The 21931-nt window shown below is 70.0% G+C and carries 20 protein-coding genes and 4 pseudogenes; 13 read left to right on the top strand and 11 right to left on the bottom strand.

The features are described from left to right. Positions 1–629: 629 nt before the first annotated feature. Both ACGH7X_RS00430 and ACGH7X_RS00425 read right to left on the bottom strand, forming a co-directional pair. Entirely contained in the window at positions 630–1244 is a 615-nt protein-coding gene (locus tag ACGH7X_RS00430; RefSeq protein ID WP_399880119.1) for a TetR/AcrR family transcriptional regulator, read from the bottom strand. A gap of 45 nt (positions 1245–1289) precedes the next feature. After that, the gene (locus ACGH7X_RS00425; protein WP_399880117.1) at positions 1290–1901 is read right to left on the bottom strand and encodes a TetR/AcrR family transcriptional regulator; all 612 of its coding nucleotides are present in this window, start codon (positions 1899–1901) and stop codon (positions 1290–1292) included. Between the two features lie 212 nt (positions 1902–2113). Between ACGH7X_RS00425 and ACGH7X_RS00420 the strand changes: the two genes are divergently transcribed. Next, positions 2114–2683, top strand: coding sequence for a DUF308 domain-containing protein (locus ACGH7X_RS00420; protein WP_399880115.1), 570 nt, complete (start codon positions 2114–2116; stop codon positions 2681–2683). Between the two features lie 119 nt (positions 2684–2802). Here ACGH7X_RS00420 and ACGH7X_RS00415 read toward each other — a convergent pair whose 3' ends face one another. Beyond that, complete coding sequence (locus tag ACGH7X_RS00415) at positions 2803–3360, bottom strand: DUF3291 domain-containing protein (protein ID WP_399880112.1); 558 nt, start codon at positions 3358–3360, stop codon at positions 2803–2805. A 144-nt stretch (positions 3361–3504) separates the two neighbouring features. Between ACGH7X_RS00415 and ACGH7X_RS00410 the strand changes: the two are divergent. The 3 genes and pseudogenes from ACGH7X_RS00410 to ACGH7X_RS00400 all read left to right on the top strand — a co-directional run. Further along, positions 3505–3654: pseudogene (locus ACGH7X_RS00410) on the top strand (helix-turn-helix domain-containing protein); the annotation flags it as partial. A 329-nt stretch (positions 3655–3983) separates the two neighbouring features. Further along, positions 3984–4640 carry a hypothetical protein gene (locus ACGH7X_RS00405; protein WP_399880110.1) on the top strand — a complete coding sequence of 219 codons (657 nt, stop codon included), beginning with the start codon at positions 3984–3986 and terminating at the stop codon, positions 4638–4640. Between the two features lie 188 nt (positions 4641–4828). Then, entirely contained in the window at positions 4829–5152 is a 324-nt protein-coding gene (locus tag ACGH7X_RS00400) for a hypothetical protein (protein ID WP_399880108.1), read from the top strand. A gap of 315 nt (positions 5153–5467) precedes the next feature. Here ACGH7X_RS00400 and ACGH7X_RS00395 read toward each other — a convergent pair whose 3' ends face one another. Both ACGH7X_RS00395 and ACGH7X_RS00390 read right to left on the bottom strand, forming a co-directional pair. Then, positions 5468–5872 (bottom strand): hypothetical protein, encoded by a 405-nt coding sequence (locus ACGH7X_RS00395; RefSeq protein WP_399880107.1) that lies wholly within the window; start codon positions 5870–5872, stop codon positions 5468–5470. Between the two features lie 46 nt (positions 5873–5918). Next, positions 5919–6185 (bottom strand): hypothetical protein, encoded by a 267-nt coding sequence (locus tag ACGH7X_RS00390; protein ID WP_399880105.1) that lies wholly within the window; start codon positions 6183–6185, stop codon positions 5919–5921. A gap of 80 nt (positions 6186–6265) precedes the next feature. Here ACGH7X_RS00390 and ACGH7X_RS00385 point away from each other — a divergent pair, with 80 nt between their 5' ends. The 3 genes from ACGH7X_RS00385 to ACGH7X_RS00375 all read left to right on the top strand — a co-directional run bounded on the left by ACGH7X_RS00385 (position 6266) and on the right by ACGH7X_RS00375 (position 8742). After that, the gene (locus ACGH7X_RS00385; protein ID WP_399880103.1) at positions 6266–6529 is read left to right on the top strand and encodes a hypothetical protein; all 264 of its coding nucleotides are present in this window, start codon (positions 6266–6268) and stop codon (positions 6527–6529) included. Between the two features lie 66 nt (positions 6530–6595). After that, the gene (locus ACGH7X_RS00380; protein ID WP_399880101.1) at positions 6596–7288 is read left to right on the top strand and encodes a response regulator transcription factor; all 693 of its coding nucleotides are present in this window, start codon (positions 6596–6598) and stop codon (positions 7286–7288) included. Next, the gene (locus tag ACGH7X_RS00375) at positions 7285–8742 is read left to right on the top strand and encodes an ATP-binding protein (protein WP_399880099.1); all 1458 of its coding nucleotides are present in this window, start codon (positions 7285–7287) and stop codon (positions 8740–8742) included. Before ACGH7X_RS00380 ends, ACGH7X_RS00375 begins: the two co-directional genes overlap by 4 nt. A gap of 208 nt (positions 8743–8950) precedes the next feature. On the opposite strand, the gene ACGH7X_RS00370 is transcribed toward ACGH7X_RS00375, so the two are convergent. Both ACGH7X_RS00370 and ACGH7X_RS00365 read right to left on the bottom strand, forming a co-directional pair. Beyond that, on the bottom strand, positions 8951–11101 hold the full coding sequence (locus ACGH7X_RS00370) for an MMPL family transporter (protein ID WP_399880096.1): 2151 nt from the start codon (positions 11099–11101) through the stop codon (positions 8951–8953). Positions 11102–11186: 85 nt separating this feature from the next. After that, a complete protein-coding gene (locus ACGH7X_RS00365) occupies positions 11187–11357 on the bottom strand; it encodes a hypothetical protein (protein WP_399880094.1) in 171 nt (56 codons plus the stop codon). A gap of 172 nt (positions 11358–11529) precedes the next feature. Between ACGH7X_RS00365 and ACGH7X_RS00360 the strand changes: the two are divergent. Further along, positions 11530–12019: pseudogene (locus ACGH7X_RS00360) on the top strand (transposase family protein). 192 nt (positions 12020–12211) lie between these two features. Here ACGH7X_RS00360 and ACGH7X_RS00355 read toward each other — a convergent pair. The 3 genes and pseudogenes from ACGH7X_RS00355 to ACGH7X_RS00345 all read right to left on the bottom strand — a co-directional run. Next, positions 12212–12670 (bottom strand): SMI1/KNR4 family protein, encoded by a 459-nt coding sequence (locus ACGH7X_RS00355; RefSeq protein ID WP_399880091.1) that lies wholly within the window; start codon positions 12668–12670, stop codon positions 12212–12214. A 390-nt stretch (positions 12671–13060) separates the two neighbouring features. Then, positions 13061–13294: pseudogene (locus ACGH7X_RS00350) on the bottom strand (oxidoreductase); the annotation flags it as partial. Positions 13295–13329: 35 nt separating this feature from the next. Further along, positions 13330–14539, bottom strand: a pseudogene (locus tag ACGH7X_RS00345) (FAD-dependent monooxygenase); the annotation flags it as partial. Positions 14540–14698: 159 nt separating this feature from the next. Here ACGH7X_RS00345 and ACGH7X_RS00340 point away from each other — a divergent pair. The 5 genes from ACGH7X_RS00340 to ACGH7X_RS00320 all read left to right on the top strand — a co-directional run bounded on the left by ACGH7X_RS00340 (position 14699) and on the right by ACGH7X_RS00320 (position 20032). Then, the gene (locus tag ACGH7X_RS00340; RefSeq protein ID WP_399880088.1) at positions 14699–14920 is read left to right on the top strand and encodes a ferredoxin; all 222 of its coding nucleotides are present in this window, start codon (positions 14699–14701) and stop codon (positions 14918–14920) included. 150 nt (positions 14921–15070) lie between these two features. Further along, the gene (locus ACGH7X_RS00335; RefSeq protein WP_399880085.1) at positions 15071–16657 is read left to right on the top strand and encodes an ABC transporter substrate-binding protein; all 1587 of its coding nucleotides are present in this window, start codon (positions 15071–15073) and stop codon (positions 16655–16657) included. Continuing rightward, positions 16654–17604: an ABC transporter permease gene (locus ACGH7X_RS00330; protein WP_399880082.1), complete on the top strand. Its 951-nt coding sequence runs from the start codon at positions 16654–16656 to the stop codon at positions 17602–17604. Before ACGH7X_RS00335 ends, ACGH7X_RS00330 begins: the two co-directional genes overlap by 4 nt. Next, positions 17601–18461: an ABC transporter permease gene (locus ACGH7X_RS00325; protein ID WP_399880079.1), complete on the top strand. Its 861-nt coding sequence runs from the start codon at positions 17601–17603 to the stop codon at positions 18459–18461. Before ACGH7X_RS00330 ends, ACGH7X_RS00325 begins: the two co-directional genes overlap by 4 nt. Continuing rightward, positions 18458–20032 carry an ABC transporter ATP-binding protein gene (locus ACGH7X_RS00320; protein WP_399880076.1) on the top strand — a complete coding sequence of 525 codons (1575 nt, stop codon included), beginning with the start codon at positions 18458–18460 and terminating at the stop codon, positions 20030–20032. The genes ACGH7X_RS00325 and ACGH7X_RS00320 overlap by 4 nt, the downstream gene beginning before the upstream one ends. Positions 20033–20107: 75 nt before the next feature. Here the strand turns inward: ACGH7X_RS00320 and ACGH7X_RS00315 are convergent, their stop codons facing one another. Beyond that, positions 20108–21772 (bottom strand): (2,3-dihydroxybenzoyl)adenylate synthase, encoded by a 1665-nt coding sequence (locus ACGH7X_RS00315; protein ID WP_399880073.1) that lies wholly within the window; start codon positions 21770–21772, stop codon positions 20108–20110. Between the last annotated feature and the right edge of the window lie 159 nt (positions 21773–21931).

Here is a 21931-nt window from a genome sequence, read left to right as displayed (position 1 = left end):
GCCTACCACGCAGATACGTACGAGGCACAAGCCCGCACGCAGGTAGCCGCCACAGGCGAACGCGACGTCGCACTGTGGGTGGCGGTCGATGGAGACTTGCACAGCGTCGCGAAGCAGCCCCCGATACACGGCTCTTCGCCGGTCGGAGAGGGACGTAACAGACGTGGGTGAGGGTTCCTTGACCTTTCAGAGGGGAGGTTGAGGACGCCCGAGGCCCACACCGTGAGCCACCGGATTCTCACCACTTGCGTAACAGCCGTCCCAGGCAGTCTTTCTGTCGGGCCGTCAGAGCTGCCGATCAGACGGCCGGGGTTTGCGGGGGCGGTGTGCGCCCTCGGACGGGTCTGCGCACGTGTCTGTCCGGTCCAGCGCGCGTCGAAGGCGGCAGGGAGCCGGACCAGCAGCCGAGCAAGCCGGAGGACGTCGCAGCCGCTCCAGTCGGCCGGCCGTGCGGCAGGTTCCAGGGAGCGCATGTCGGAGATTGCGTCGAGCCGGCGCGGCCTTCGGAAGTCGGTCGCAGGATGCGCGAGCGCCGGTCGGTCGGATCCGGCCTGCGGTCGAGTCGGCCCAGTATGGCGGGATGGACGACGCGACGGCGGGCGGTCATGGCCTCCGTCAGTGCGGGACCGTCACGTGCGGGGGACCCCGTCGAACGGGTCCTCCACGCCTCGTTTCCGGAGGAGTCCTTCGACGCCCCCCAAGAAGGTGTTGGACACGAGTTCGGGGTCGAAGAGGCAGCCGGCTGCCATGGCGCCGTCCCTGAGCATGACGAGGTGCCGTGCGGGCGGGTCGGCGGGCGCCTCGCTCGTTTGCGCGAGCAGGTCCGTGATGGTGTTCAGGAACCACTGGCGGTGGGCCAGGACGAACTGGTGGATGGGGTGGGCGGGATCGGGGTATTCGGCGGCCGCGTTGAGGAAGGCGCAGCCGCGGAAACCGGGGGACTGGATGCTGTCGGCGATGGACTGGGCGACGGCCTGGACCTGGTCGACGGCTGAGTCGCTGCTCGCCCGAGCAGCGGCGGTCTGTGCTCGGATTCCTTGGTCGGCTTGGTTGAGGTAGGCGAGGACGAGGTCTTCCTTGCCGGTGAAGTGCCGGTACAGCGTGGCCCGCGTCACCTTCGCCTCTGCGGTGATGCGGTCGATGCCGACGGAGTGGATTCCTTCCGCGTAGAAGATCCTGGTGGCCGTGTCGAGGAGCCGCGCTCGCGCCTCGGAGGTGCCTCCACCTTCTGGGCTGGGGTTCATCCTGCCAGGTTATCAAAGCAGGAGATAGAACGTTCGGTCGTCGCGCTAGATGTGGTCCGGACGGGCAGAGAAGCGCGACGCGTGAACTTCGAGGAGCCTTTCGACGCCTGTCAGGAAGGTCTCGCACACCAGTGCTGGATCGAAGAGGCAGCCGGCGGCCATCGCGCCGTCGCGCATCATCACGTAGTGGTGGGCGGCGGGTTCGGCGGACTGTTCCTCAATCCTGGCCAGAAGTCCGATGAGGGTGTCCAGGAACCACTGGCGGTGCGCGAGGACGGCCATGTGCACCGGGTGATCCGCGTCGGGGTACTCGGCGACGGCGTTGAGGAAGGCACAGCCTCGGAAGTCGGGTGACTGGATGCTCTGAGCGATGGACGCGCTGAGCGCCCGGATGGTGTCGGCGGCCGGGAGTTTCGCGGCGACGGCCGCGTCGACCTGGCCGCGCATGGCGCGGTCGGCCTCCGCCAGGTAGGCGACGACGAGCGTCTCCTTGCTGGGAAAATGACGGTAGAAGGTCGCCCGCGTCACCTGCGCCTCCGCGACGATGCGGTCGACGCCGACGGAGTGGATCCCTTCCGCGTAGAACACCTGGCCGGCCGTCTTGAGCAGCCGGGATCGCGCTTCGGACGGCCGTCTCTCGGATTCGCTGCGCACCATGCCGTCATCCTAGCGGGTAGAACGTTCGGTCTTGACAAGCCATCCCGCTCTTGCCAATCTGAGCGAACAGAACGTTCAGTCTCGCCGAGGCGGAGTCAACGTCTCTTCGGCTCGGCGAGCCCAGGGCGCTGTCGGGCCGACCTGATCAGGACGTCCGACCAGAACAACCCCTGAACTGCTCCCTCGTTCGTTATCCACCGAAAGGGATCAACGTGACCACTATCGCTGCTCCGTCCTCCACCACCGGGACCGCCTCCGCCCTGCGGAGGCTGTACTTCGTCCGGTTCGCGTTCGCCATCGTCTGGGCCCTGGTGATGTTCACCATGGCCGAGGAGATCACCCCGGTAGCGGCCGTACTGCTGGTGGTGTACCCGCTGTTCGACGTGGGCGCGGCCGTCGTCGACGCGAACGCCTCGCGCGAGACTCGGTCGCCGGTGCTGCTCTACGTCAACATGGCGGTCAGCCTCGTCGCGGCCGTCAGCGTGGGCATCGCCGCCACGTCCGGCATCCCCGCGGTACTGCGGGTGTGGGGAGCCTGGGCGATCGTGTCCGGGCTCGTCCAGTTGATCGTGGCCGTTCCCCGTCGCAAGATGGGCGGCCAGTGGCCGATGATCCTCAGCGGCGGCATATCCGTGCTGGCCGGGGCGTCGTTCGTCGCGTCCGCCGGCGCGGACGACCCCTCGCTCTCCAGCGCGGTCGGTTACGCCATCCCCGGCGGCATCTTCTTCCTCATCTCGGCCCTGCGCCTGGGCCGCGCCGCCAAGGCCGCCAACGACGCCTGACCATGAGCAACCACACCTACGACGTCAATGTAAACGTCATCGGCGCGCCGCCGTGACTCCTTATGGTCGCCCAACAATCTAGGCGTTTGACAGCTGACCCAGTCGTTCGGGCGTCCTTGTCAGCGAACCTGGTCGCTCTTCGGCCCGATGCCCTTGTTCCTGGACGGAGTTCCCTCCGGGGTGAATGAGTGGTGGAAGGTGAAGGCGTGCGGCACGGAGCCGTGGTCGTGGAGGTGCTCCAGCCTGGAGACACCTTCCCGCCAGGTGGGTATCACGCCGTCGGAGACCCACCAGCACACGTAATTCGGGTGCCTTGTCCTCTCGAACCAGTCGTAACGCCTGTTCAGTGCCTCACGGTGCAGACCGGTGTAGACGGCGTCCAGGGCGGGGCGCAGGTCGGTCCAGAGTGAGAGGGTCGCGGCCAGCGCGGTGGTCTCCGCCGTACGGCCCTTGCCGTACCAGGTCGGTACGGCGAACTCTCCCCATGCACCCCAGTCCGCGTCGAACAGCATGCCCCGGTCGCCGTCTGAGACTTCAGCACGAGCGAGGTACCCGGGGTGCTGACTGATCTGCCGGTAGACGGCCTCACCACGGTCGTAGAACTCGTGCATGAGAGGTGCGGGATCCGCGAGAGGTGACTTCAGGACGCCGAAGGTGTACAGCGCAAAATGGGGCATGCGTCTCTCCTTGATCGGGGTGCCTGGGTGTGGACTCGGTTCGGTCGCTTACACGTGAGGCAATTCCCGTGCGACCGTGCGTGGTAGCCGAAGACCGGACTGAAGGTAGCGGCCTCCGCGGGCCATGTCGAAGTTGCGTTTTCCCTGTCCAAGTGGCCTCCTGCACCGGTCATTGCGCGGCTGGTCCGGGCGGACGAGGACACCGTCCGCGACGTGGTCCACCGGTTCAACGAGATCGGGCTCGCCTGCCTCGAGCCTCGGTGGTCGGGAGGCCGTCCCCCGTCTGCTGAGCCGAACAGCGTCGCGCCGACCGATTGCCAGCCACCTACCGACGCACCCCATGGCATCACCTACCGCGGCCGGTAGTCGGTCGGCGACGACGAGCCGTGGGGAACCAACCAGCGCCGCACCGACCACATCTGGGCCGCCCTGCGGTCCGTCCGCGCCGCCCGTCCGGACGGCGCGCCCCGATCCACCGCCCCGGGCCCTGCACGCCTACCTCCGCCGGCGGAACAGTAACCCCTCGCCCGGCTCCTCACGCCGCTCCAGCACTCCCGCGGCGATCACACGAAGAGGCACCTCACGGATGTGATTGCCTTCTTCCGCCGCGATACGGTGCTGTCATGTCTCGATCGGTCGAAACCGGATCAGTTTTGTCTCCCGTCACCGCGGACGACGTCGACCTTGCCGTGCGGCTCGCCGCGGGCGTCCTTCGGACGGCGCCCCCGGAGGGGTGGGGCGGTAAGGCAGGTTCGCTGGAGTGGGACTGCTGGGAGACCGTCGAGCATCTCGCCAACGACCTGTTGTACTACGCCGTGCAGATGGGACCGCAGAGCCCGCCGCTGGACACCCATGTGCCCTTCGCGTTGAGCCAGAAGAGGCCGGACGGACCCATGGTCTTCGCCCACGCGGAGCGTGACGCGGGTCCGGCCGGCCTGGTGCAGGTGCTGGAGGCGTGCGGCGCGCTGCTCGTCGCCATGGTGCGTACGACGCCGCCCCGGGTCCGCGCTCACCACGCCGCCGGGGTGTCGGACCCCGAAGGCTTCGCGGCGCTGGCGCTGCAGGAAACGCTGGTGCACATGCACGATGTGGCGGAGGGCTTCGGGCTTGCCTGGACCCCGCCTTCCGCTCTCTGCTCGCGAGTGCTCGCCCGTCTGTTTCCAGAGGCTCCGGACGGCGCGGATCCCTGGCTCACCCTGTTGTGGGCCACCGGCCGCGCCGAACTGCGCGGGCACCCTCGTCTCACCACGTGGCGCTCGGACAGCACACCGCGGTCATAGGAGCGAATCGGCTTCAGCCGCGGCCAGGCCGATGATCGTGCCCTCACCGCGGTGAGCCGCACCTTCCACTTGCGACGCGGCAGCCGCGTGGTGGCGTCCATCTCGCCGCTCAAACTGCTGGCCCGTATGCGTGTCCGTGACGTCTACGCACACACTGCGGTTTCCCGTTCGATCCGAAGGACTGAGCCGTGCCCGACCGACCTGAGATTGTCTGCATCTGCGGCTCCACCCGGTTCGTGGACGAGATGAGTGCGGCGAACCGGGATCTGACCTTCGCAGGTGTCATCGTCGTCGCGCCAGGCGTATTCCGGCGCGCCGAGGATCACGAAGCAGACGAGTTGATCACCAACGAGCAGAAGACCGCGCTGGACGCCCTGCACCTGCGCAAGATCGACCTGGCAGACCGGGTTCTGGTCGTCAACCCAGGTGGGTATGTCGGCGAGTCCACGAGCAGGGAGATTGCATACGCCCACGCCACCGGCAAGCCGATCTCGTTCACCGATCCCTCCTGACCGGTGGACGCTTCGTGGTGCGCGTGGGCAACGAGTCTCGGTCAGCCTTGGAGCGGTTCGATCGGCAGGTCCTGACCGTCCTGGACTTGGCCTTCGCCAACGTGGCGCAGGCACGCCGCTGACCTTGGCGGTCATGACGGAGTGTCAGCGGACCGTGCTGGGCCACGACTTCGTCGGTTTCCGAGCGATGGCGGCCTTCGCGACTCTGCTGGGGGAAGACCCTTTCCTCGTCGGACGTGACCATCGGGCCGGGCAGAAGGCCCCCAGTCGGGTTTCGGTGTGCATGGAGCGGATACCGGCGCTGACCGGGAGGTATCACAGGGAGGGGCCCGTCACTTGATCGCGGAACTGCTGGAAGGCAGGCCAGCCCGACGTCTGCCGCGGAGTGATCAGGTCTCCTTCGGTGCAGTCGAGCGCCTTGCATCGCAGCGCCTCTGCAAGTCGGAGGACGGTCGTCAGCACGTCGTCGCCGGAGCCCCGGATGTGGAGCATGACGGAGTCCACCGGGTCTTCTGATCCGATGTTGAGCTCGATGGACCACGTGGGGCCGGAGAGTTCACCCCAAGCGGGGTCCGAGAGGTCAACATCGGGAGCGACCCGGGTGACAGCCGCGAGTACGTCGTGTCGCCGGCCGAGCGGGTCCGGGGTGTGGTCGGCGGGAATCTCCTGCGCCGAGGTGACGTCGTCGGGCAGGCGAAGGAGGATCACGTCCCAGCTCATGATGGCCTTCCGGTGAGGACTCGAGTAGCGGTTTCGGTGGGACAGCTCAGGCTTGGCCCCTGTCGGATGCACGGGATGCTACCGACTGCTGTCCGTACGAATACAGGGCGGTCAAGGCGGGGAGCGTGCGAGCCGTCTCTTCACGATCGTCGAAATCGAAGTCCCAGGCAGGGTCCAGATCCGGGTACCGGATGGTGAAGGCGTCGGCGGGAAGTTCCTGGCCAGTGGCCGTCTGGTCGGCGTTCCAGGCGATGCTCGACAAATCGGACAGGTTTCGAGCTCCGCGCGAGGGGTCTCCGGTGATCGGCTTCATCTGTCGCCTGCGCTTGCTGGTCGATCCGTCGAGGTAGAGGCCACCTGCGCAGTGGAGGTCACCTACGCCGGTTGCGGCTTGTGGCTGTCGAGCAGCTTGGCGAGCAGGCAGTGAAGCTGTCGTCGTTCCACGGCGTCGAGGCCGGCGAGCAGTTCGGCCTGGACGGCATCGGCGTGCTGTTGGAGTTCCTCGAGGTGCTGCCTGCCGGCGGCGGTAAGGGTGACGACGTTGCGGCGCCGATTGGCGGGGTCGGCCTGGCGGTCGATCCGGCGGCAGCTCTCCAGGCGATTGAGGATGCCGCTGACATCGTTGCGGTCAGAACGCGGTCCCCAGCGACGCTCTAATCCTGGTCTCAGGTTGATCGGGGACAATGCGCGGTAAAAACATCGACTGGAAGGGGGCGGGCCCGCGTGCGGATCATGATCGCGGATGATGACGCGGCCATCCGTGAGTCGCTGGAGCGGGTGCTCCAGGTGGAGGGTTACGACACCAGCACCGTCGCCAACGGGTTCGCCGTGCTCGACGAGTTCGGTGGGGCCGACGGCGACACGCTGGATCTGCTGCTCCTCGACGTGATGATGCCCCGCCTCGGTGGGTTGGAGACCTGCCGGCGGTTGCGGGCCGCAGGCCGGGATCTGCCGGTGTTGATGCTGACCGCCCGTGATCAGGTCTCCGACCGGGTCACGGGGCTGGACGCGGGCGCCGACGACTACCTGCCCAAGCCGTTCGCCACCGAGGAGTTGCTGGCCCGGGTGCGGGCCCTGTTGCGCCGGCGCACGCCGGCCGACGAGGAGTCGCACATCCTGTCGTTCGCCGACGTCCGGCTCGATCCCGACAGGTTCGAGGCGTGTCGGGGCGGGCGGCGCCTGCACCTGACCCGGACCGAGTTCTCCCTCCTGGAGGTCCTGGTGTGCAACGCGACCCGGGTCTTGACCCGTGACGCGCTGTTCGAGGCGATCTGGGGCTTCGGCATGAGCTCCACCGCCAACAATCTCCAGGTGTACGTGAGCTACCTGCGCCGCAAGATGGAGGCCGAGGGTGAGCCGCGGTTGATCTACACGCTGCGCGGCCTGGGGTACACGTTGCGGGAGACTCCTCCGTGAGCAGGCACGCCGGGCGGGAACCGCGCCGGCTGACCCGATGGTGGCGCCGGCGGTCCCTGCGGGCCAGGCTGACGGTGATCGCGGCGACGGCCATCGCGGTCAGCGTGTTCGTGGCCTTCCAGGTGGCCAGTGAGCTACTGGACTGGGAGCTGCGGGACACCGCCGAGGATCAGCTGCGCGCCGACTCCCGCGTCCTGGCGACGAACGCGGAGCGCGCCGGTCTGGCGCAGTTCCAGCTACCGCCGTATCCCGGGTCCGGTCGACTGGTGCGGGTCATCCTGCGCGACGGCTCGATCCGGACGCCGGCCGGCCAACCCGCGCTGCCCCCGGTCAGCGAGCACGCCGGGCGCGTGGCGCAGGGCGCGTCGGCCGACCTGTTGGAGTCGAGCGACAGCGACGAGGGGTACCTCATCTACACGCTGCGGGCGGGCGACGGCGCGGTCCAGGTGGCCCGCGCCGTCGACGACGGCCCGGTCAACCGGTTCGGGTTCGGCATGCTGCTGATCGGGCTGCTCTGCGTGGTCGGCGGCGCCCTTGTCGGGCGGACCGTGGCGCGGACCGGGCTGGCACCTATCGACCGGCTGACCGTCGCCGCGGTACGTGTCGCGCACACCCGGGAGCTCGACGCCGACATCCCGGACGAGGGCGGTGGGGAGATCCGGCGGCTGATCCAGTCGATCAACGACATGCTCGCCGCGCTCCGGGACTCCCGGCAGGCCCAGCGGCTGCTCGCCGAGGACGCCGCCCACGAGCTCAAGACTCCGCTCACCAGCCTGCGCCTCAACGTCGAGCTGCTGATCCGGCTCGATCGGCGCGGCACCCTGGACAGCGCACTGCCGGCGGAGAGCCGGACCCGGCTGCTCAACGATCTCGGCGCCCAGGTGGCCGAGTTGAGCACCCTTGTCGCCGAGCTTTCCGACCTGGCGCGCGGTGACGTCAGCGACGAGGGCAGTGAGGTGCTCGACCTCGCCGACGTGGTGGTGGCCGCCGCGACCCGGGCGGATTCCCGCATGCCCGACATCGAGGTGGCGCTGGATGTGACCTCCGTGTGGGTGAGCGGGCGTCCCGCTGCGCTCGAGCGAGCGGTGCTCAACCTCATCGACAACGCCGGTAAGTGGTCCCCCGCGGACCAGCCGATCCAGGTCCGGCTTCGTGCCGAGGGCGCGTCGGCGGTGCTCGAGGTCGACGACGCAGGGTCGGGCATCGACGCCGCCGACGCACCGCGGGTGTTCGACCGGTTCTACCGTGCCGACAGCGCCCGGGCGTTGCCGGGATCCGGTCTGGGGCTGTCGATCGTACAGCGGGTCGTCGACGCCCACGGCGGCCGGGCCACCGTCGCCCGCTCCGCGCGCGGTGGCGCGCTGCTCCGGGTCGACCTTCCGGCCACGGCCCCGCCCGCCCCGCCCGCCCCGGTCGCGCGGCTCGCCGCCGGGGAGGACACCGCGGCGTCCTGACCCGCCCCGGCGGCGCGGCGCGGGACGAGGGACGGCGGTCCTCGGCCACGGCCTGCCCCGCGCGGCTCGCCGTCGGGTCAGGACACCGTGATGGGTCGACTCCAGCCCCGGCGTGTGGCGCAGGACCAAAGGGCGGCGACCGTCGTGCCACGACGAGATCCGGGACGGGCCTGGTTCCCCGTCCCGGATCTCGTCCGTGCCGCCGCGCTTACCGTTGCAGCGCGCGCTCCTCGTCGTCGGCGAGCGACTGTTGACCGTCCGGCAGCTCCGCCGCTGGACGGGACAGCCGGCTCGGCCACCAGATCCGCCGGCCGATCAGCAAGGTGAGGGCCGGCACCAGGACCGACCGCACCAGCAGGGCGTCGAGCAGCACGCCGAAGGCCACCAGGAACCCGACCTCGACCAGCATTACCAGCGGAAGTGTGACGAGGACCGCGAACGTGGCCGCCAGGACCAGGCCAGCCGAGGTGATGACGCCACCGGTGGCCGAGAGGGCTTTGAGCATGCCCTCTCTGGTGCCGAGACGCACGGTCTCCTCCCGGGCCCGGCTGGTCAAAAAGATGTTGTAGTCGACGCCGAGCGCCACCAGGAACAGGAATGCCAGCAGCGGCACCGAATAGTCGATGCCCTTGAACCCGAGGATCGTGTCGAAGACGAACACGCTGCCGCCGAAGGCCGCGGCGAATGAGACGATCACGGTGGCCATCAGGACCAGCGGGGCCAGGACCGCGCGCAGCAGCAACCCGAGGACGATCAGGACGACGGCGAGCACCAGCGGGATCACCAACTTCTCGTCGCGCCTGGTGGTCACCTCGGTGTCGAGGTTCTCCGCACTCGGCCCGCCGACGATCGCCTCCGCCCCGCTCACCGCGTGCACGGCGGTGCGCACCCGCTTGATCGTGTCGTACTCCGCGGCGGTGTCCGGCGCGTCCTTCGGGAACACGGAGATGTTGGCCCAGCCACCGCTGGTCTGCTCCGGGACGGCCAGGGCCACGCCGCGCGTGTCCTTGACGACGTCGAGCACCCGCTCCTGGTGCGCCGGCCGCGTGAAGACCGTCATCGGCTGGCCGCCGAGCTCCGGGAAGTGCTGGTGGAGAACGGTGAAGCCCGTGACCGACTCCGGCGCGGACAGGAACTGGTCCTGCTCCCTCAGGGCGCCGGTGTTGCCCGCCATCCCCAGGGCGAGCACGCCGAGGGCTCCGAGCGAGCCGAGCGTCGCCACCCACCGGCGGCGGCCGATGGCGGTGCCGAGCCGTCCCCACAGCCTCGGCTTCTCCTCCACGGCCGTGCTGAACCGCGGAATGGCCGGCCAGAAGATCCGCCTGCCGAGCACCACGAGCACCGCCGGGAACAGCGTCAGCATGGCCACCAGCGCGCACAGGATGCCGGCCGCACCGATCGGGCCCAGCCCGCTGGTGCTGTTCAGGTCCGCGACGAGCAAGCAGAGCAGGCCCGCGACCACGGTGGCCGCGGACGCGACGATGGCCGGCGCCGCGCCGCGCAGCGCGTGGACCATCGCGACCCGGACGTTCTCATGGTGGTGCAGTGCCTCCCGATATCGGGCGATGAGCAACAGCGCGTAGTCCGTGCCGACGCCGAACACCAGGATCGTCAGCAGCGCCGAGTTCTGGTCGTTGACGACGATGCCGAAGCCCTTGACGAGCAGGTAGACGGTCGCCATCGAGGTCAGTGCGGCCGCGCCGACGGTCACCAGCGGGATGATCCACAACACCGGGCTGCGGTAGGTGAGGATGAGCAGGAGCGTGACGACGGCGATGGTGGTGAGCAGGACCTGCTCGTCGATGCCGTCGAAGACGGCATCCATGTCGCCGTCGATCGCGCCCGGGCCGGTCACGTCGAGTTCCAGGCCGGAGGGCCGGTCCGTCGCGGCGTCACGCAACGGGCCGACGATCTCCTCCGGTGGGCCGTAGGCCGTGCTCACATCGAGGGTGAACGTCATCGCCTTGCGGTCGGTGGAAAGGCTCGTCGGTGAGCCCTCGTCGTCTTCGTCGTCCGCCGTCGTCGTCTTCGGCGGGTACCGCTTGGCAAGGGTGTCGTAGTGGCGCTTGACCGCCGCGCGGTCGGCGGCGGTCAAGCCGTCGGCCCGGTGGTACACGAAGACGAACGTGCTGTCCTCACCGCCGGGGAGACTGTCGTCCAGCGCCGCCACCTTGGTGGACTCGGCACTGGCCGGAAGGGTGTCCACGGCGCTGTCGGTGGTGACCGAGCTCAACTTACCGCTCAGCGGCACCATTCCCGCCGCCAGCACCAGCCACAAGCCAATCACCAACCATGGCACCCACCGGCCTGCCAACCGGCCGGCTGGCGCTTGTCCGGACGGCGCTGAGTTGACTGCCATCACTAGCCTCCTGCATACGGGTTGCATCGCTTATCTGGACGCCTCTTCCTATGGAGCGAACCTGAGACGACCGTTAGAACGCTGCTCAGGCCGGTTGGCCGAACCAAGTGCCCAGCGCACGCACCCGCGTGACGGCGTCGAGGCCCTGCCCGGCAGGCAAGGCCCAGGCAACACAACCGCCAGGCCGGATCAGCAACGCGTCGATGTCCCCCCCCGGCCCGTGCGGGCGGTGACGGTGTTGACCCGTCCGGTCCACCCGGCCGCGGCGTCGCAGGCCTCCGCGCGGTAGACGAGATCGAACAGCAGCCCACGCCCCTCACACAGCTCCAGCCCTTGAAATGTACTGACAAGGGAGAGGCGGCCGGCCTGCTTGCGATGATCTTGAAACGGCTGGCGTCGTCACGGCTTCGGAACCCGCGTGGACGCCCCTGTCCAGCGGGCAGAGCCCAAGGCAATTCGGCAAGCTGAGTGCCGTGCTCCGCTACGAGGGCACCGTCCCGGTCCGCAGGGGCCGACGGTGGGCCCTGCCGTTGGAGGACCGGGCGCTGCTGGTCGCCGCCTACTGGCGTACCGACCTCACCCTGGGCCAACCACCGCAACGAGTGCGAGGCGTGGGAGCTGTTCGGCATCAAGGCCGCGGCGGGCCGCAACACGGCGATCGCCGACGGCGGCTACCGGGGCACGGGTTTGATCATCCCGCACCGCCGTGCACCAGGCCAGGCTGGCCTTCCGGCCTGGGAAGAGGAGCACAACCGCTCACACCACAAGGTCCGCGCCCGCGTCGAGCACGTCTTTGCCCGTATGAAGACCTGGAAGATCCTCCGCCACTGCCGTCTCAAAGGTGACGGCGTTCACCACGCCACGCTCGGCATCGCCCGCCCCCGCAACCTCGCTCTCGCCGGGTGGCCGAGGGAATGATGCTGGTCAACTCAACCAGCATGCCGTAGATCATTTACGGGTTAACGCTCAGATGACTCAGGGAAGGAATGGTCTGCGTTTCTCCCTCTGCATCCTTGCCGGGCTGTGTTGCTCACGGAGAGCGGACACTGCGCAGCTTCGCCGAGCTGCCGGTGAAACAGCAGCTGCCACAGTGAGTTGCTGAGTCACCGGCTACAGGCATCCCGTCTCGCCGTTGGTGACGAACCGTGTCAGGGAGCGTTCCAGCAGTTCTAGAAACTGCAGCAGGTCATCAGCTACTTGGTCGAGCTCGGGTTCGTCCAGCGACGCCGTTCGCGTCCGGTGGATCGTTCCGCCAGTGCCGGCCACATAGGACAGGCCGCCACCGTTCGAGCCGATGACCAGGCCGCGGTCCTTCTGGTCTGCGCCGACACCGACAGTGCCGTACTGCGTGAACCGCAGAAGGACATCGGCTGCCGGGTCGACGAAGTAGCCGTTGCCGACGTCCGCCCAGGTGACCTCGCCGATGTTGTCGTAGAAGGTGACCAGGTCGGCAGGGACGAAGTTGACCTGGGCAAGCGTGCGAGCCGCGGTGCGGCCGGCATCGTCGGCCAGCCGGACTGCGTTGACTCCCGCGGGAAAGCCGTGTCGGCGCTCGAACTCGTCTGTCATTGGCTCGAGGGTCTCCGAGACCCTGCTGGTCCACGAGGCCAGCCAAACGGCAGAAAGCGATCGGTCACTCATGAGGCCGGATCATGGCACGGGCCGCGAACATGCACGGGGCACCCAGCAGACTTGCGTCGAACGTCAGCACAACGCCCTGAGCTGCCGGTAGGGCAACGGATGCGCAGACACCGGAAGCCGTGCAACGTGCGCGGGCGGCCTGTTGTCAAAACGATCGACGACAGGCCGCCTGTTGATGCGGTTGGTAGGGGCCGTGGCGGGTCTGCCGTGCGGGGTGGGGCCAGGTGTCGAACCGTACTCCGCAGAGCCACTTGACTCGTGCGGGGTCGTGGTGGTCGAAGACATCGCTGCGAGTGAGGAGGCAGCGGGAGGAGGGCGTCAGCCGGCGCGGCCGGGGAGCATGGCCAGGGCACGGGAGCGCTGGGCGACGAGGTCGTCGTAGGTGCCGTCGCGCTCGGCCCAGCGGTGCGTGAGGACGCCCTTCACGAGGATTTCGTGCGGGGTGGGGTCCTGTGCGAGCAGATGCATGACCTCGGTGGCGAAGTCCTGCAGCGGCAGCGCGTGCGGATTCACCTCTTCCTGTCCCGCTGTGGCGACGGGCGGCGGGACGAGGACCTCCTTGGCGTCGGGCTCGCTGTCCGGGATCGTCAGGGTCTCGGCGAGGTAGTCCTCCAGCGGCATGGCCGTCTCGCTGTCCTGTTGCCCCACCAGGGTGGTCCGCATGGCCGGCGGGACGAGTTAGATGACCTGGACAGGGGCACCGAAGGCTGTCCGGGGCCCGCGGGCGTGGTGTCGTCGCGGCCCGGAGGCGGCTGGTCATGGGGGCCGGCGAACCAGCGGGTGGCGGCCTGCTCGAAGGCGGCGAGGTTCCGGTCTTCTGCGGCGGTCCAGGCCACGACGCCGTCGGGGCGTACGAGCACGGCGCTGAAGCCGAGTTCGTTGCGTGCCGGGCCGACCTTGTACAGGATCTGGTCCTGCCAGCTCTTGGCCGCGCGTTGCAGGGCGTCATCGGCACCGAAGTCGAGCAGTACGCCCTGTCCCGAGCGCAGCAGTTCACCGAGGCGGGTGCCGTCCTCGAAGCGAAAGTCGGGGGCGGTGCGGCCGACGAGCGGGTGGGCGTCGCCCAGGTCGTAGTGGTTGAACAGGCCCGTGGTCCGGCGGTAGGCGAGCGTGGTGCCGTCGGTGGTGCCCAGCAGGTCGTGCAAGAGCTTGCGCAGCGCGGGCGCGTTGCGACCCGGCTTCATGGTTGCCACCTGCGCGCGTGACCAGTCCAGCACCGCGGCACCGATGGGGTGGCGTTCGCTGGTGTAGGTGTCGAGCAGGCCCTCGGGCGCGGTGCCGCGCACGGTCGCGGCCAGCTTCCAGCCGAGGTTGGCGGCGTCCCCGATGCCGAGGTTGAGGCCCTGGCCGCCGAGCGGCGAGTGAATGTGGGCCGCGTCGCCCGCCAGCAGCACACGGCCCTGACGGTACGTCGTGGCCTGCATGGCACGGTCGGTGAAGCTGGATGCCAGACGCACGTCGGTCAGCGTCACGTCGCTGCCGGTGATGCGGCGCAGGACGTCCTGGAGGTACTCGCGAGTCAGCGGCGTGGAGCGGTCGAAGGCACCACCGTCGAAATCCATCATGCCCAGGTGCCCCTCGAAGGGCGTGCGCAGATACATGCCGTGATCCGTCAGGTTGAAACCGAGTGCCAGCCGGCCGTCGTCGGCGAAGGCGACCTGGGCCACGCCCGGTGAACAGCGGATCGGTGCCGACGAAGTCGAAGCCGGCAAGCCTGCGCACCGTGCTGCGCCCGCCGTCACAGTCCACAAGGTAGCGCGCCCGGTACTCCTGCCCACCCGCGGTGACCGTGACGTGCTCCACCTCGGTCCCGGTGGTCTCCTCGGCCCGGACGAGCTCGAGGGTGTCCGCGAGGCCGACAGCGGAGTGGCCACTAGTTGAAGATGGAAGTCGTTTTCGTCTATGGTCTGGTTGTCGTGCCGTCGATGACGTGCGCGGCTACAGGGGAGGGGCCTCATGACGTTGTCAGACCAGGCATCCGGACACGAGAGAGTCAGCGCGGAGCGGGGCCGGTGCGCGGGGGCGGGACAGTGTGTGCTCGCCGCGCCCGCCGTCTTCGACCAGGACGACGAGGAGGGGCTCGTGCTCGTCCTCGTCGAGCGGCCGCCGGAGTCCCAGTCGGACGCCGTACGTGAGGCCGTGTGGTCCTGCCCGTCCGGAGCTCTCACCCTGCGGTAGTCCTCGGCCGGACCGATCGCCGTGGACGGTACAGCCGTCCGTACGCGCACTCCTCGTCCACCCGTCATTCCCCCTCGTCCGGGCCTCAGTTCATGTGCCGTGGAGATCTCGCGGTGCTCGGTTCAGCTCTGCAGAACGTCAAGGAGAAACATGTCCAGACAGTTCGATCGCCGTGCCCTCCTCCGCCGGGGCGCGGCGGGTGCCGCGGCTCTGGTGGTGGGACCCGGGCTGCTGGCCGCGTGCTCCATTGACGAGCCCCGCTCCGAGGGGAAGGCCAAAGCGGGTGCCTCGCCCCGCTCGGGCGGCACACTGCGAGCCGCTTTCGTCGGCGGCGGCGCCTCCGAGTCCCTCGACTTCTTCAACGGCCCCGCCGCACTGGACCTCGTGCGCGCCCGCGCCTGGCACGGCACGCTCGGCAACCTGGACCCGAGCGGGGCCGACGGGGTGCGCTACGGCGTGCTCAAGGGCATCGACATCTCCGACGACCTGTCGACCTACACACTGCACGTGCGACCTGGCGTCCGCTTCACCGACGGCTCCGAACTGACCTCCGCCGACATCCTGCACTCTCTCAGCGCGCTCGCGGCCAAGAGCACCTTGCCGGTGTACCGGCTCGCCGCCGCCAACTTCGACCTCGCGCGCGCCAAGGCCGACGGTGACCTGAAGGTCGTCCTGCCCACGCTCCGGCCCATCGCCGACGGCCGCATGATCCTCTGTCAGGGCAACTTCCTCGTCGTCAAGAACGGCACGAAGGCCTTCCGCAAGGGCATGCCCAGTTGCGGACCGTTCCGGCTGACCGAGTTCACCGCGGGCCAGGGGGCCGCGTTCGAGCGCTACGACGACCACTACGGCCACGTGCCCCACCTGGACGGCCTGGAGCTGCGGTCGATCGCGGACTCGACCGCCAGGGCCGGCGCGCTCACCAGCGGCGAGATCGACTTCGCCCACGACCTGTCACCCGTCACCGCGCGCACGCTCGACGCCAACGGGAAGGTCGAACTCGTCCCCACGAAGAGCCCGTATCTCGTCGGTCTCTCCTTTCAGATGAACATGAGCGTCAAGCCCTTCGACGACCCGCGGGTGCGGGAGGCGTTCAAGCTCGCCGTCGACCGGCAGGCCATGGTGAGGACCGTGTTCTACGGCAACGCCCAGGTCGGCAACGACCTGCCCTCCAGTGGCTTCCCCGACTATGCCGAGGGACTGCCCCAGCGCGCCCACGACCCGGAGCGGGCCCGCACGCTGCTCAAGGAGGCGGGGGCCGACGGGATGAAGGTGACGCTGACGACCGGCCCCGAGACGCCGGGCATGGTGGAGATGGCCACCCTCTTCGTCGAGGACCTGAAAAAGGTGGGTGTCCGCGCCTCCCTTCGGGAACTGCCCGCGGGACAGCTGTACGCGGACTTCCCCGCGTACGCGGCTCTGCCGTTGGCCGGCTCCTACCAGATGCCCGTCCCCGCCCTGTCGACCTATCAGATGACTACGGCGGGCGGATCGCCTTCGGCCTTCGGATGGAAGGAGTCCGCGACCGACGCCCTCGTCGCCAAGGCCCGTGCCGAGCGCGACAGCCGCGAAGCGAAGAGGCTGGGCACTCAGGCGCAGCGTGCGCGCTGGGAGGACGGCAACCAGGTGCTGCCGGTCTTCAAGCCGAACCTCAACGCCCAGGCCAAGGGGGTCACCGGGATCCGTGACGACCTCTTCGAACAGTTCCCCGCCTTCTCCCAGGCGTCGCTGGCGTGAACCTGGCCGCGTTCGTCGGCCGTCGCCTCGCGGGGGCGGCCGTCCTGCTGGTCCTGCTGTCGGCCGTGATCTTCGCGGCGACGGCGGTTCTCCCCGGGGACGCCGTGAGCGCGGTCGTGGGAGTGGACGCCTCCGAGACGCAGCGCGCCGACGTCCGGGCCGAGCTGGGCCTGGACCGGCCGGCCGGCGAGCGGTACGCGCACTGGCTTGGGAATGCGGTCCAGGGGGACCTGGGCCGTGGGTTCGTGGGGGACCGGCCGGTCACCGAGGTCCTGTCGACCCGGCTGCCGAACAGCCTGCTCCTCGCCGGACTGACCCTCGCGGTAACCACGCCGCTCGCCACGCTGCTGGGCCTGTGGACGGGGCTGCGCGGCGGGGCCGCCGACCGCTTCGTCTCGACGGCCGCCCAGACCCTGGCCGCGGTACCGGAGTTCGTCCTCGCCGCGCTGCTCGTCGCCGTCCTGGCCGTGTGGCTGGAGATCCTGCCGCGGGTCTCGCTCATCCCCCTGGGCGGCACGCCCCTCGACGTGCCGCACGCGCTGATCCTGCCCGTCCTGACGCTCAGCGCGGTCGGTCTCGCGGTGGCCACCAGGCTGCTGCGGGTCTCCGTCGCCGACGTCGCGGCCGGCCCCTACTGCGAAGCCGCACGGCTCAACGGAGTGCGCGGGGTACGGCTCACCGTCCGTCACATCCTGCCCAACGCCGCGGGCCCTGCCGTCCAGGCGCTCACCCTCACCACGGGAGCGCTGGTCGGCTCGGCGGTGGTGGTGGAGAACGTCTTCGACTACCCCGGGATCGGCCGGGAGCTTCAACTGGCCGTCGCAGCACGGGACATACCCATGGTGCAGGGCATCGCCACCGCGCTCGCCGGAGTGATGCTCATGGTGCTGCTCGCGGGTGACATCTGCGCGCGTCTGCTGGGCGCACGGGAAGGGCACGGACGATGACTACGGTCCTCACCCCACCGGGGAGGCGGCTACGCGCCGGCCTGCCGGGCACACCCCGACGCCGCCGGCCTCCGCTGATCACGGGGGCGGCCACCCTGCTCGTCCTCCTGTTCGCCCTGCTGGGCCCGCTGGTCGCACCGCACAGCCCCACTGCGCAGCTCGCCGCTCCCTTTCAGCAGCCCGACGGTCATTTCCTCCTCGGCACCGACGTGCTGGGCCGGGACGTGGCGAGCCGGGTGCTCGCCGGAGGCCGCACCATCGTCCTCACCGCCCTGGCCGGTACGGCGGTGGCCGGAGCCGTCGGGACGGCCGCCGGCGTTCTGGCGGTCCTGGCCTCCCGCCGGCTGGGTGACCTGCTGCTCCGCTGCGTGGATGCCCTGGCGGTGCTCCCCGGCCTCCTGGTCGTCCTGGTCCTGGCCGCGGGGTTCCCCGGCAGCCACGCCGCCCTGGTGGCGGCGGTAGCCCTGGCCACCGCCCCGTTCTCCACCCGTGTGCTGCGTGCCGCGGCGGACACCGTCCTCGGCAGCGGGTACGTCGAAGCCGCCCTGTCCCGTGGCGACGGCCGTTGGGCCGTGCTGCGCCACGACGTGCTGCCCAACATCGCGGGACCGGCTCTGATGGACACAGCGCTGCGCCTGGTCGCCTCCCTCCACCTCACCGCCACCGCCGGGTTCCTCGGCCTCGGGCCGGGCGGGGCGGCTCCCGACTGGGGACGCATGGTGAGTGAGAACGTCCCAGGAGCGACGCTGGCCGCCGTGCCGTTCCTCGCTCCGGCGCTGATGCTGGTGCTGCTGTCCGTCTGTGTCGGCCTGCTGGCCGGGCGGCTGGCGGACCGGGCGGCGCGGGGTGCCGTATGACGGGCCGCGTGACCGCCGGCCCGCCGGACGCCGGTACGCTCGCCGAGGTCGGCGGGCTGACGGTGGGCCCCGCGGCCGGAGGACCGCCCGTCCTGCGCGATGCCTCCCTCTCGCTGGCTGCCGGGCAGGTGCTGGGTGTCGCCGGCCGGTCGGGGTCGGGCAAGAGCAGTCTGGCGCACGGCCTGCTCGGGCACGTGCGTCCGGGGCTGGAAGTCCGCGCCGGGACCGTCCGGGTGGCCGGCCTCGATCCGTTCGACCGGGCGGATGCTCGCAGGCTGCGGGGCAGGGTCGTCTCCTTCCTGGGACAGGACCCGGCCTCCTCGCTGAATCCCGCGCTGCGGATCGGCACCCAGATCGCCGAGGCGGTGCGACTGCGCTCGACCGTGACGGAGGGCGTCCGCGCGCGGGTGGAGGAACTGCTGCTGTCCGTGCGGTTGCCGGCCGACAGGAACTTCCGAAGGCGGCTGCCCCGGGAGCTGTCGGGTGGGCAGGCCCAGCGGGTGGCCCTCGCGCTGGCCTTGGCGGGCCGGCCCGGTCTGCTTGTCCTCGACGAGCCCACCAGCGGTCTGGACCCTGTCCTGGCGGACGGAATGCGCGCTCTGCTGGCCGAGACCCTGCGGGAGGGGGACCGCGCCGCGCTGCTGGTCAGCCACGACCCGGCGTGGCTCGGTGCGGTGTCGGACGACGTGATCCGTCTGGAAGGAGGGCGGATCGTCGGGCACGCGATGCAGGCCGCGCCGTTGCCCGTCCAGCCGTCCGGTGCTTCCTCGGACGACGGTTCCCCTGGCGAGACCCCCTGCACCACTGTTGTCGAACCCGAGGTGACGGGCGGGCTCTTCGTGCGGGAACTGCACGCCGCCCACGGACGGTCCGCCGTGCTGCACGACGTCACCCTCACCATCTCGGCGAGTTCCTGCACCGCCGTCGTGGGAACGTCGGGGTCGGGGAAGACCACCCTCGCCCGATGCCTTGCGGGGCTTCACCCGAAGGCAGCGGGGAGTGTCGAGTGGCGGGGCGACGCCACGCCACGCAGGCGTGGGGCTCCGGTGCAACTCGTCGCACAGGACGCCCGCGGTGCTCTCAACCCACGCGAGTCCGTGGGCGCCGCACTCACGCGTCCACTCAGGGGGTTGGGAGGCAGGTCGACGGGGGACGCGGCCGACGAAGCCGTGCGGCTACTGGGGCTGGTCGGGCTGGACGCGGACGTACTGGGACGCCGACCGGGGGAGTTGTCGGGTGGCCAGCGTCAACGCGTGGCACTGGCACGGACTCTCGCCGCCCGGCCGCGTGTCCTCGTCTGTGACGAGATCACCTCGGCGCTCGACCCGGAGACGGGGGGCAGGGTCCTGGACCTGCTGGACGAGCTGCGGCGGACGCTGGGCCTGACCGTCGTCATGGTGACGCACGACCTGACGGCCGCGGCCTCCCGCGCGGACCAGGTCGTCGTCCTGGACGAGGGCCGGGTGGTGGAAGCCGGCCGAGCCGACCGCGTCCTGGCGAACCCGGAACACGCCGTCACCCGGAATCTGCTCGCCCACAAGGGCCGTCCGGTCCTCACCGTGCCCAAGTAGGCGCGGTTGAAGGGCTTCACACCGTGGCCCGGAGAGGCGCCCAGCACTGAAGCGGGCGCCCCACCGTGCCGTGCGTCACTGGCGGAGCAACTCCCGCGCCAGCGTCGCCTTGTCGACCTTCCCGACGGCGGTGAGGGGGAGGCCGGACACCTGGACCACCTCGTCCGGCGCCTTGTACTCGGCGAGTCCGCGCTCCTTGAGATGGGCGGCCACCTCCCGCACGCCCGGAGCTGCACCGCCGCAGACCACGAAGGCGACGGTCCGCTCACCTCGGCGCTCGTCCGGCACACCCACCAGCGCCGCCGCGGTGATCGCCGGATGCACGAGCAGATGCTCCTCCACCTCGACCGCGGCGATCTTCTCGCCACCGCGATTGATCTGGTCCTTGAGCCGTCCCACGACCACGAGGTGCCCGGACGGCAGCCGCCGCACCACGTCGCCCGTCCGGTAGTAGCCGTCCGGAGTGAACGCCGTGTGGTTGTGCTCCTCGGCACGGTAGTAGCCGCGCAGCGTGTACGGGCCCCGGGTGAGCAGTTCACCCGCCGACCCGTCCGGCACGGGCCTGCCGCCGGTGTCCACCACCAGGATCTCGTCGTCCGGCGAGACGGGACGGCCCTGGGTGGCGCAGACGAGGTCCTCGGAATCGTCGAGCCGCGTGAGGTTGATCAACCCCTCCGCCATGCCGAAGACCTGCTGCACGGTCACCCTGAGTGCCGGGCCGAGTTTCCGGGCCTGTTGCTCGGGCAGCCGGGCGCCGCCCACCTGCACGACGGCGAGGCTGCCGAGGTCCCAGGAGCCGGAGGCGGCCTCGTCCACCCAGTGGTTGACCAGCGGAGGCGTGAGGGAGGTCAGGGTCACGCCCTCCCGCTCGACGAGAGCGAACGCCGTCTGCGGGCTGGGATCCGGGGCGACCACGACCGTGCCGCCGGCCATGAGGGTGCCGAGCACACCGGGGCAGGCGAAGGCGAAGTTGAACCCGAGCGGCAGGACCGCCAGATAGACGCTCTGTCCGTCGAGGGCGCAGACCTCGGCGCACGCGCGGGCGTTGTAGGCGTAGTCGTCGTGGGTGCGCGGGATGAGCTTGGGAAGGCCCGTGGTGCCGCCGGACAGCAGCAGGAGGGCGACGTCGCCGGGGGCCGCTCCGCCGTCGTCGGCACCCGGCGTCGGCAGGGCGTACGGCGAGGTTCGACCGGGCGAGGAGGGAGAGGCCGCCCGCAGCGCCTCGAACGAGACGAATCCGCTCTCCTGACCGGGATCGCCGACCACGACTACGGTCTGCGGCGAATGGCTCGTCTCGTCTTCCGCCCGTACCGAGCGCATCAGTTCACGGTAGTCGAACCGTGCGTGCCGGTCGGGCACCACACAAGCCACCGCACCCGAAACGCGCACCAGATGACCGATCTCCCGGCGCCGGTGGCCGGGCATGGCGTGCACCGGGACCGCTCCGAGGCGCTGCAACCCGAACCAGACGAGCACGAACTCGGCGCGGTTGGGGAGCTGGACCACGACGCGGTCACCCCGCGCGACGCCGAGCCCGTGCAGTCCGTGGGCGACGCGGTCGGCCTCGGCGTCCAGGTCCGCATAGGTCCACCGGCGGTCCCCGTCGACCAGGGCGACATGGCTCCCGTGGTCGGCCGCTGCCCGGCGCAGACGTGCGCCGAAGGTGACCCCCTCCCAGTGGCCGGCGGCACGGTAGCGCGCCGACTCCGCCTCGGACCAGGTCTGTTCAGTCTCGGTCATGGGTTCTGCCTCTCGTCGCCGGGCCGAGGGCTCTGGCGCCGCCGCCCCTTGTGTGACTACGATGTGAAGTATAGAAATGAAAATCATTTCTATCTAGGGTGGCTTCGGTCCCTCGCACGGAGCCCCGTCGCCGACACGGCCACTTCACCCGCCCTCTCA

Origin of the sequence: Streptomyces sp. BBFR51, assembly GCF_044591655.1 — a bacterium.
Lineage (GTDB): Bacteria > Actinomycetota > Actinomycetes > Streptomycetales > Streptomycetaceae > Streptomyces.
This window is presented reverse-complemented; position numbering and strand designations above follow the sequence as displayed.